At 66.4% G+C, this 336-nt stretch carries 1 protein-coding gene; it reads right to left on the bottom strand.

The window, feature by feature from the left end; all coding sequences use genetic code 11:
• The coding region (locus OO69_RS48415) for a hypothetical protein (protein WP_033287436.1) at nt 1-295 on the bottom strand (295 nt) is incomplete at its 3' end.
• Between the last annotated feature and the right edge of the window lie 41 nt (nt 296-336).

The following is a 336-nucleotide window of genomic DNA, read 5'->3' as shown; positions in this document are numbered from 1 at the left end:
ACCAGTCTGTGGTGCCGGACTGGATGTAGTCGTCCAGCGTGCTGAGGGCGTCATGCCGGTCCAGGAGGACCGGGTAGGCGTGCGTGTCTCGGTTGTACGGTCCAACCACGCCGGCCGCGAACAGGTCCGTGAGAAGGGCTCGGGCGGTTTCGAAGCCAATCGTGATGTCGTGGTTCTGGCGGATTCGGCGCATCAGCATGGACGGTGATCCGTGCCGGGCTCCCTCGGTGACCAGCTCGGTGGCGATCCGGAGCAGGTTCAGGGTCTTGGGGGGCGTGGTGGTCGTGGCGTTCATCGGACTCCTAGGCGGCGAGGGAGTGGGCGGCCTGCTCGAAC

The organism is Streptomyces sp. NRRL F-525, from assembly GCF_000716605.1.
Taxonomy (GTDB): Bacteria; Actinomycetota; Actinomycetes; order Streptomycetales; family Streptomycetaceae; genus Streptomyces.
The sequence above is the reverse complement of the archived record's forward strand: the minus strand, read 5'-3'. Positions and strand labels throughout refer to the sequence as shown.